We start from the raw sequence: 7688 nt of genomic DNA, 5'->3' as shown, positions 1-7688 counted from the left end.
GTATAGCCGCCATTACGGTCCTTCATTGACGGAGCAATCTCTTCCACCACCTTACGGGCAGCATCATTGCTGTACAGTGCAGAAGAAACCGCACGGTTGCCGGCTAAGGTTCCTTTTTTTGCCTCAGTAATCAGTTTTTCCGCCATCTTCTGTGCTTCTTTGGCGCGGGTGACGGTGGTCGTGATTCGACCGTTCAGGAAAAGGGATGAGACCAAATTACGCAGCATGGCTGTGCGATGATCGGTTCTTCTTCCCAACTTTCGTAAATTCGCCAATGTCTCCTCCTTACAGTTACTCTTGCGAATGGTTGAGTTCCAAGCCAAAGGTCAGCACTTTTTCTTCTACCTCGGCATAGGACTTCTTGCCAAAATTACGAATCTTGGCCAACTCGTCCGCAGGTATACGGATAATGTCGCCCAGCGTATGAATATCGGAACGCTTCAGGCAATTATAGCTGCGTAGCGTCAGATCCAGATCTTCGATAGGCTTCTGCAACAACGCATTTTCTTCGGACTCCGGTTCTTTCGCCTCATCCTGTTCTTCCACGACGAATGCAGGCAGCTCCGTAAACAGGCGCAGATGATCCATCAGAATCGTTGCCCCCTGCGAAGTCGCTTCCTGCGGCGTGACCGTACCGTCTGTCCAAACTTCCAAAATGAGCTTATCGTAGTCGGTAATCTGCTGAACGCGCGTATTTTGCACCTCAAAATTGACTTTCTTCACCGGAGTGAAGGAGGAATCAATGGCAATGGTGCCAATCGGATCATCCGCGTCTTTATTCTGGTCGGCAAGCGCATAGCCTTCCCCGTCAATCACGGTCAGTTCCATGTGAATCTCGCCGTCCGCATTTAGCGTACACAGGTAATGATTGCCATTAACAATCTCTACCTCTGTACTTTCCTGAATGTCACGAGCCGTAACAATCTTCGGACCTTCCACATCCAGGCGCAGCGTTACTTCTTCGCCATGCCCCTGCAGACGACGTACCGCAATGCCTTTCATATTCAACACAATTTCCGGCACATCTTCGAGAACGCCGGGAATGGTCGTAAATTCATGCGGAACACCTTCATCAAACTTGATGTTGGATACCGCCGTACCCGGCAAGGAAGAGAGCAACACTCGGCGAAGCGAATTTCCGATTGTCGTCCCGTATCCGCGCTCTAACGGAGACATACTAAAGCGTCCATAGTTCTTATGTTCATCCAATTCAAGGATTTCAACTTTTGTATTGAGTCGATCTACCACGGATCAGCCTCCCCTTCTGTTCTGTCGAACTCGATTCCAACGTCGCGCTACGGGAGAATTACTTCGAGTACAACTCGACAATCTGTGTCTCTTCAATCGGATAGTCGATGTTGTCGCGCATCGGCTCGGAGAGAATACGACCCTGCAGTTTTTCTTCGTCTACCGAAACCCAGGGCATCTGATTCCAGATGTTTTCTTCGGTGTTCTTGAAAAACGCATTCTTGCGTGAACGCTCACGAACATTAATAACGTCGCCCACCTCCAACGTCATGGAAGGCACGGTCGCCTTATGCCCGTTCAGGTCAAAATGACCATGAACGATGAGCTGACGAGCCTGGGCACGAGTCGAAGCAAATCCCATACGGTACACTACGTTATCAAAGCGCAGTTCCAGCAGTTTCAGAAGATTCCAACCTGCCTGACCACTCATGCGGGTAGCACGACCAAACAGATTGCGGAATGCTTTTTCCGAGACGCCGTAGATGAATTTTGCTTTTTGTTTTTCACGAAGCTGCATACCGTAATCACTTAACTTGCGCGTGTTGCGCTTAGGATTGCGGCGGCTCTTCTTATCGATGCCGACCACTTGGGGTTCAATACCCAAGGCGCGGCAACGTTTCAAAATCGGTCCGGTATATCTTGCCATGATTGCCTCCGTTACACTCTTCTTCTCTTCGGCGGTCTGCAGCCGTTATGCGGGATGGGCGTAACATCCTTGATCAGCGTTACGCTAAGACCCGCCGTCTCCAATGCACGAATGGCGGATTCACGACCTGAGCCCGGTCCTTTTACATATACTTCGACGGTCTTGAGACCCTGGTCAATCGCTTTTTGTGCGGCTTCTTCCGCGCATTGCTGCGCCGCATAGGGCGTGGATTTGCGCGAACCACGGAATCCCAACTGACCCGAAGACGCCCAAGAAATTACATTTCCGTTTAAGTCGGAAAGCGTCACGATCGTATTGTTAAAGGTCGAGATGATATGAGCCTGACCATTGGTAATATTCTTTTTTACGCGGCGTTTTCCTCCGCGTCTGGTGACTTTCTTTTGCGCTACCATAACATCCCCCTTTATCTCTTATGACCCTTGCGCGTGCGGGCATTATTTTTGGTGTTCTGCCCGCGAACCGGAAGGTTGCGACGATGACGGCTGCCACGATAACTGTTGATTTCACGGAGACGTTTAATGTTCATGGAAACGTCGCGACGAAGGTCGCCTTCGACGTGATACTCCGCAATCTGCTCACGAATACGCTGTACTTCCGATTCCGAAAGATCACGTACGCGCGTGTCCGGATTTACATCCGCATTCTTCAAAATTTCGTTGGAACGTGCACGACCGATGCCGTAGATATACGTTAAACCGATCTCCACACGCTTTTCTTTGGGTAAATCCACCCCGGAAATTCGAGCCAAAGTCGTACCTCCTTAGCCTTGACGCTGTTTGTGCTTCGGGTTTTCACAGATCACCATCACGCGACCTTTACGCTTGATGATCTTGCATTTATCACACATCTTTCTTACTGATGGTCTGACTTTCATTGCTTCCTCCTATTTCTTTCTCCACGTGATGCGTCCCTTGGTTAAATCATAGGGGGACAACTCCACGGTCACGCGATCCCCTTCCAGAATGCGAATGTAGTTCATACGCAGTTTTCCGGAAATGTGGGCCATGACATCGTGCCCGTTTTCCAGCTCGACGATGAAGATGGCGTTTGGAAGTCGCTCTTTGACGACGCCTTCGACTTCAATCACGTCTTTTGATGACATCAGCTTTCCTCCTTCGTGTGTGCCGCCTCGTATGGGGCTAACCATTTGCGGATGGCGGCGTCATCACATACCGCATCCTCACTCATCGTCTGTAACTCGGACACCACAGCCCGAAAAGGCTGCAGATGAATCACACGCTTCTTCTTGGGATGGGCAAGCGATCTTGTTCGCCCGTCCACCACGTGAACATGTTTTGCATCACAACAATCCAGTACGAGAAAGACCTTGCCTTTATCGTGTCCTGCCTTGGATCGCACCACTTGACCGACAACGAGAGGGCATGGCCGGTTCATATTCGCCTCAACCGTCATGCGTTTATTGCCGCTTCAATGGCACGAAACACGATGTCCACCGGGCGATCGCCATCGACGTGCACGAGAATCCCCTCTTTTTCGTAATACGCAACAAGAGGTTCCGTCTGCTCGCGATAGACATCAATGCGATTCTGCACTGTTTCCTCGCTGTCATCGGGTCGCTGAACAAGACTCGTGCCGCACGTATCACAGATGCCCTCTTTTTGAGGGGGTTGATCGGTAATATGGAAGGAGGCGCCGCAATGCGGACATATTCGTCTGCCCGCCAGCCGCTTGACCAGCACCTGCTCCGCCACTTCGATGGAGAGGACGGCGTCTAAAGGACGACCCCGTTCTGCAAGACCGGCTTTTAGCGCATCCGCCTGTTCCAGCGTTCGCGGAAAACCATCGAGCAAAAAGCCTTGCTCTTCTTCTCGGTCGAGGCGATCCCATAGCATCGCAATCGTCAGTTCATCCGGCACCAGACGTCCGGAGGAAAGATAACTCTCGACCTTTTTCCCCAATTCCGTTTGATTCTTAATATTCTCACGGAAGATGTCGCCCGTAGAGATATGCGACAAATGAAAGCGCTCGACCAGCTTTTTCGCCTGCGTGCCCTTTCCTGCTCCCGGAGGACCAAGTAATACGAGCCTCATCATAGCCTCTCTTTCTTAACGCTTTAAGAAGCCGCGATAATGGCGCATCTGTAATTGCGCCTCCAGCGTACGCACCATTTCCAGCACAACACCGACCACAATGATGATCGATGTTCCGCCGAAGCCGAGACTCACCGAGAAGATCTTGTTCACCAAGCCCGGAATGACCGAGAGAACCGCTAATACAATAGCGCCGACCAACGTGATGCGTCCGACTATGCGCTGTAGATATTCCGTAGTCGGTTTTCCCGGACGAATGCCCGGGATAAAGCCACCGGATTGCTGCAAATTACGCGAATACTCGTAGGCGTTAAACTGAATGGAGTTGTAAAAATAGGCAAACAGGACAATCAGCAACACCTGAAATGCGTTCTGCACGATGAAACCAAGCCAGCCCTGCGGTGTCATATACTGCGCCACAAAGCGCTGAACCCCACCGCCAAAGAGCAGTGCCAACGTCTGCGGAATGGCCAGCAATGCCGAAGCGAAGATGATCGGCATAACGCCTGCCATATTCACTTTAATGGGAATGTGCGTCGCTTGTCCGCCGTACATTTTACGACCGACCACACGTTTGGCATATTGTACGGGTACTTTGCGTTCCCCTTCATTGAGCAGAACGACTATGACGGTGATCGCAATCGTCAGGACAATGATGAGCAAAAGAACCAAAATGTTCATTTTGCCGTGAATAACACCTTGAATCATCCCGTACAATCTTCCCGGCATCTGTACAACAATGCCCAAGAAGATAATGAAGGATACGCCATTACCGACCCCATGTTCGGTAATCAGATCGCCAATCCACACCACAAAGGATGCGCCGGCAACCATAACCAGAACCGCAATCGCCTTTTCCATAGCGCCACCGTTACCGAATGCGCCGGAGAAAATGCCCTGCACCAGTGCAAATGCCTGAACCACCGCTAAAGCGATGCCCAGATATTTCGTATACTGTTGAATCTTCTTCCGTCCTTCTTCTCCCTCTTTGGAAATCTCTTCCAGTTGCGGAATCGCGAACGTCAGAAGCTGAATAACGATGGAGGACGTAATGTAGGGGCCAACACCCAAAGCCAAAACACTCAAGTTCGCCAATCCGCCACCACTGATCATGTTCATGATGCCGAGCAGGCTACCCTGCACCGAATTATAAATCTGGTTGATAAGCTGCAAGTTGGCAAACGGAATCGGCAGCGCATTACCGAGACGGAGAACAATAAGCATCAATACCGTAAACTCAATACGCTTTCTTGTCTGTTCTGTTGCCCAAGCATTCTTGAGTGTGGAAAGCATCAGACCACCTCAGCCTTTCCACCTGCCGCTTGAATTTTTTCTTCGGCAGACTTGGAGAATTTGGTTGCCTGAACCGTAAATTTCTTTTCCAGTTCTCCATTGCCGAGAACTTTTAATCCATCCACCAATTCATTCTGATGGATGATGCCAGCTTCTACGAGGCTCTCTGCCGTGATGACAGCCCCCTCATCAAAGCCGTTCAAATCGTCTAAATTCACCACCGCATACTGCTTGGAAAACGGATTATGGAATCCGCGTTTCGGCAGAGTACGGAACAAAGGCATCTGACCACCTTCGAAACCCGGACGAACGCCGCCGCCACTACGCGAATTTTGTCCATCGCGACCGCGACCGGCGAATTTGCCCCAACCGGAGGAATGACCACGGCCGACGCGCTTACGCTCTTTGGTTTCGCCGCCACGTGCAGGCTTTAATTCATGTAATTTCATGATCGACCTCCTATTGTACTTCCTCGACATCAAGCATGAAACCAATCTTCTGGATAGCGCCACGAATGGACGGGTTATCCTCATGCTCAACCGTGCGACCGACTTTCGTCAAGCCTAACGCTTTCGCCGTTTTAATCTGTTTTTCTTGGCGGCCGATGAAGCTCTTCTTTAACGTGATTCTTAACATACTCATGGCCGGCCTCCTATTTCAGAATTTCTTCTACGCTCTTGCCACGCAGACGAGCAACCTGTTCAGCCGTTCTCATGGTGAGCAGTCCGTTCATCGTCGCATTAACGATGCTGCGCGCATTCGAAGAACCCAGCGATTTGGCGCGAATGTCGGTAATGCCCGCCATTTCGCAGACCGCACGCACCGGACCACCGGCAATAATTCCGGTACCTTCTTTTGCCGGCATCAACAGAACACGTCCAGCACCATCGCGGCCGATAATCGTATGCGGAATGGTGGTACCGACAAGCGGAACATTCACCATCGAGCGTTTGGCTTCTTCGGAACCTTTGCGGATCGCATCGGGTACTTCAAGCGACTTTCCCGTACCGATGCCGACACGTCCTTTTTTGTCGCCTACAACGACAATAGCGGCAAAACGGCCCGTACGACCACCTTTAGCGGTCTTGGAGACGCGGTTAATCGAGACGACTTTTTCTTCAAGCTCTTGCTTGTTGTCTTCTTTATACATGATTCCTCCTCCCCGGTTACAGCTTAAGGCCGGCTTCACGGGCGCCATCGGCAACCGCTTTTACCTTGCCGTGATAGATGTAGCCGGAGCGATCGAAGACGACCGTCTCAATGCCCTTTTCAAGAGCCTTCTTTCCTACTGCTTCGCCCACAGCTTTTGCGGACTCCACCGAGGAACCTTTAACTTCTACATCTTTGTCGAGTGTCGATGCCGAAACGAGCGTTACGCCGGCTTCATCATCGATAATCTGCGCATACATGTTCATATTGCTCTTATAGACGTTCAGGCGCGGACGATCCGCAGTGCCCGAAATCTTTTTGCGAACACGGGCATGACGCGCCAACCGATTTGCATTTTTTGTAGATTGTGCCATCTAAGCGCCTCCTTACTTGCCTGTTTTACCTTCTTTACGGCGTACCTGTTCTCCTTCATAAAGGATACCTTTGCCTTTGTACGGCTCAGGCAAACGCCATTTGCGAATATTGGCGGCATAATTGCCAACCTGTTGTTTATCCGCGCCTTTGACGATAATCGTGCGGTCGTCCGGCACTTCCGTGGTGATACCATCCGGATCAGCCATCTGTACCTGATGCGAGAAACCGAGGTTCATCACCAGCGTTTTGCCCTGCTTCTGCGCACGATAACCGCTTCCTTCGATATGCATCTTCTTGGTGTAACCGGTGGTTACGCCTTCCAGCATGTTGGCAATCAACGTGCGATAGAGACCATGCATCGAGCGCGTCTTTTTCTCATCATCCGGACGAACAACATGCATCACATTGCCTTCCTGCTCAATTTTGAACATGGCGGGAATCTGCTGCGAAAGTTCGCCGTTCGGTCCCTTGACCGTGACCGTGTTGGTGTTGTCGACTGAAACGTCCACTTTTTCGGGGATGTCAATCGGCTTCAATCCAATTCTTGACATAATTACCTCCCCTTACCAAATGTAGCAGATCACTTCGCCGCCGACACCTTGTTCACGTGCCTGCTTATCCGTCAACACGCCGCGCGAAGTCGAAAGAATTGCCATGCCCAGACCATCCAAAACGCGAGGAACCTCGTTGGCGCGTACATAAACGCGGCGACCAGGCTTGGAGATGCGTTTGAGACCGGAGATGACACGCTGATCATCGACATATTTCAAGTCAATCGTGATCATGCCTTGCTTATTGTCTTCCACGACGGTGAATCCCTTGATGTATCCTTCATCCAACAGAATCTGTGCCAGATTCTTTTTCATATTGGATGCGGGAACTTCGACGGATTCGTGTTTTTTCAT

General features: G+C 50.8%; 16 protein-coding genes. All 16 read right to left on the bottom strand.

Annotated elements, in window-relative coordinates:
* On the bottom strand, window positions 1–275 hold a 275-nt coding region (gene rplQ, locus RDL68_RS05635; RefSeq protein ID WP_308540703.1), incomplete at its 3' end, for a 50S ribosomal protein L17.
* Window positions 276–291: 16 nt separating this feature from the next.
* The gene (locus RDL68_RS05630) at window positions 292–1248 is read right to left on the bottom strand and encodes a DNA-directed RNA polymerase subunit alpha (RefSeq protein WP_308540702.1); all 957 of its coding nucleotides are present in this window, start codon (window positions 1246–1248) and stop codon (window positions 292–294) included.
* A gap of 58 nt (window positions 1249–1306) precedes the next feature.
* Window positions 1307–1894, bottom strand: a complete 588-nt coding sequence (rpsD, locus tag RDL68_RS05625; protein ID WP_308540701.1) for a 30S ribosomal protein S4 — start codon at window positions 1892–1894, stop codon at window positions 1307–1309.
* An 11-nt stretch (window positions 1895–1905) separates the two neighbouring features.
* The gene (gene rpsK, locus RDL68_RS05620) at window positions 1906–2307 is read right to left on the bottom strand and encodes a 30S ribosomal protein S11 (protein WP_308540700.1); all 402 of its coding nucleotides are present in this window, start codon (window positions 2305–2307) and stop codon (window positions 1906–1908) included.
* An 11-nt stretch (window positions 2308–2318) separates the two neighbouring features.
* Window positions 2319–2663 (bottom strand): 30S ribosomal protein S13, encoded by a 345-nt coding sequence (gene rpsM, locus RDL68_RS05615; protein ID WP_308540699.1) that lies wholly within the window; start codon window positions 2661–2663, stop codon window positions 2319–2321.
* Window positions 2664–2675: 12 nt separating this feature from the next.
* Complete coding sequence (gene rpmJ / locus RDL68_RS05610) at window positions 2676–2789, bottom strand: 50S ribosomal protein L36 (protein WP_019190256.1); 114 nt, start codon at window positions 2787–2789, stop codon at window positions 2676–2678.
* 9 nt (window positions 2790–2798) lie between these two features.
* Window positions 2799–3017 carry a translation initiation factor IF-1 gene (gene infA, locus RDL68_RS05605; protein WP_019190257.1) on the bottom strand — a complete coding sequence of 73 codons (219 nt, stop codon included), beginning with the start codon at window positions 3015–3017 and terminating at the stop codon, window positions 2799–2801.
* Complete coding sequence (locus RDL68_RS05600; RefSeq protein WP_308540697.1) at window positions 3017–3328, bottom strand: KOW domain-containing RNA-binding protein; 312 nt, start codon at window positions 3326–3328, stop codon at window positions 3017–3019. The genes infA and RDL68_RS05600 overlap by 1 nt, the downstream gene beginning before the upstream one ends.
* Window positions 3325–3966 (bottom strand): adenylate kinase, encoded by a 642-nt coding sequence (locus RDL68_RS05595; RefSeq protein WP_308540704.1) that lies wholly within the window; start codon window positions 3964–3966, stop codon window positions 3325–3327. The genes RDL68_RS05600 and RDL68_RS05595 overlap by 4 nt, the downstream gene beginning before the upstream one ends.
* 15 nt (window positions 3967–3981) lie before the next feature.
* Window positions 3982–5259, bottom strand: coding sequence for a preprotein translocase subunit SecY (gene secY, locus RDL68_RS05590; protein ID WP_308540696.1), 1278 nt, complete (start codon window positions 5257–5259; stop codon window positions 3982–3984).
* Window positions 5259–5708, bottom strand: coding sequence for a 50S ribosomal protein L15 (rplO, locus tag RDL68_RS05585; protein ID WP_308540695.1), 450 nt, complete (start codon window positions 5706–5708; stop codon window positions 5259–5261). The genes secY and rplO overlap by 1 nt, the downstream gene beginning before the upstream one ends.
* Before the next feature lie 10 nt (window positions 5709–5718).
* The gene (rpmD, locus tag RDL68_RS05580; protein ID WP_308540694.1) at window positions 5719–5901 is read right to left on the bottom strand and encodes a 50S ribosomal protein L30; all 183 of its coding nucleotides are present in this window, start codon (window positions 5899–5901) and stop codon (window positions 5719–5721) included.
* Between the two features lie 10 nt (window positions 5902–5911).
* Window positions 5912–6409, bottom strand: a complete 498-nt coding sequence (rpsE, locus tag RDL68_RS05575; protein ID WP_308540693.1) for a 30S ribosomal protein S5 — start codon at window positions 6407–6409, stop codon at window positions 5912–5914.
* Window positions 6410–6425: 16 nt separating this feature from the next.
* A complete protein-coding gene (rplR, locus tag RDL68_RS05570; RefSeq protein WP_308540692.1) occupies window positions 6426–6782 on the bottom strand; it encodes a 50S ribosomal protein L18 in 357 nt (118 codons plus the stop codon).
* 12 nt (window positions 6783–6794) lie between these two features.
* Entirely contained in the window at window positions 6795–7334 is a 540-nt protein-coding gene (gene rplF, locus RDL68_RS05565; RefSeq protein ID WP_308540691.1) for a 50S ribosomal protein L6, read from the bottom strand.
* Window positions 7335–7346: 12 nt separating this feature from the next.
* Window positions 7347–7688, bottom strand: a complete 342-nt coding sequence (gene rpsH, locus RDL68_RS05560) for a 30S ribosomal protein S8 (RefSeq protein WP_308540690.1) — start codon at window positions 7686–7688, stop codon at window positions 7347–7349.

Origin of the sequence: uncultured Murdochiella sp. (genome assembly GCF_902488755.1) — a bacterium.
In the GTDB taxonomy this organism is placed as follows: Bacteria; Bacillota; Clostridia; order Tissierellales; family Peptoniphilaceae; genus Murdochiella.
This window is presented reverse-complemented; position numbering and strand designations above follow the sequence as displayed.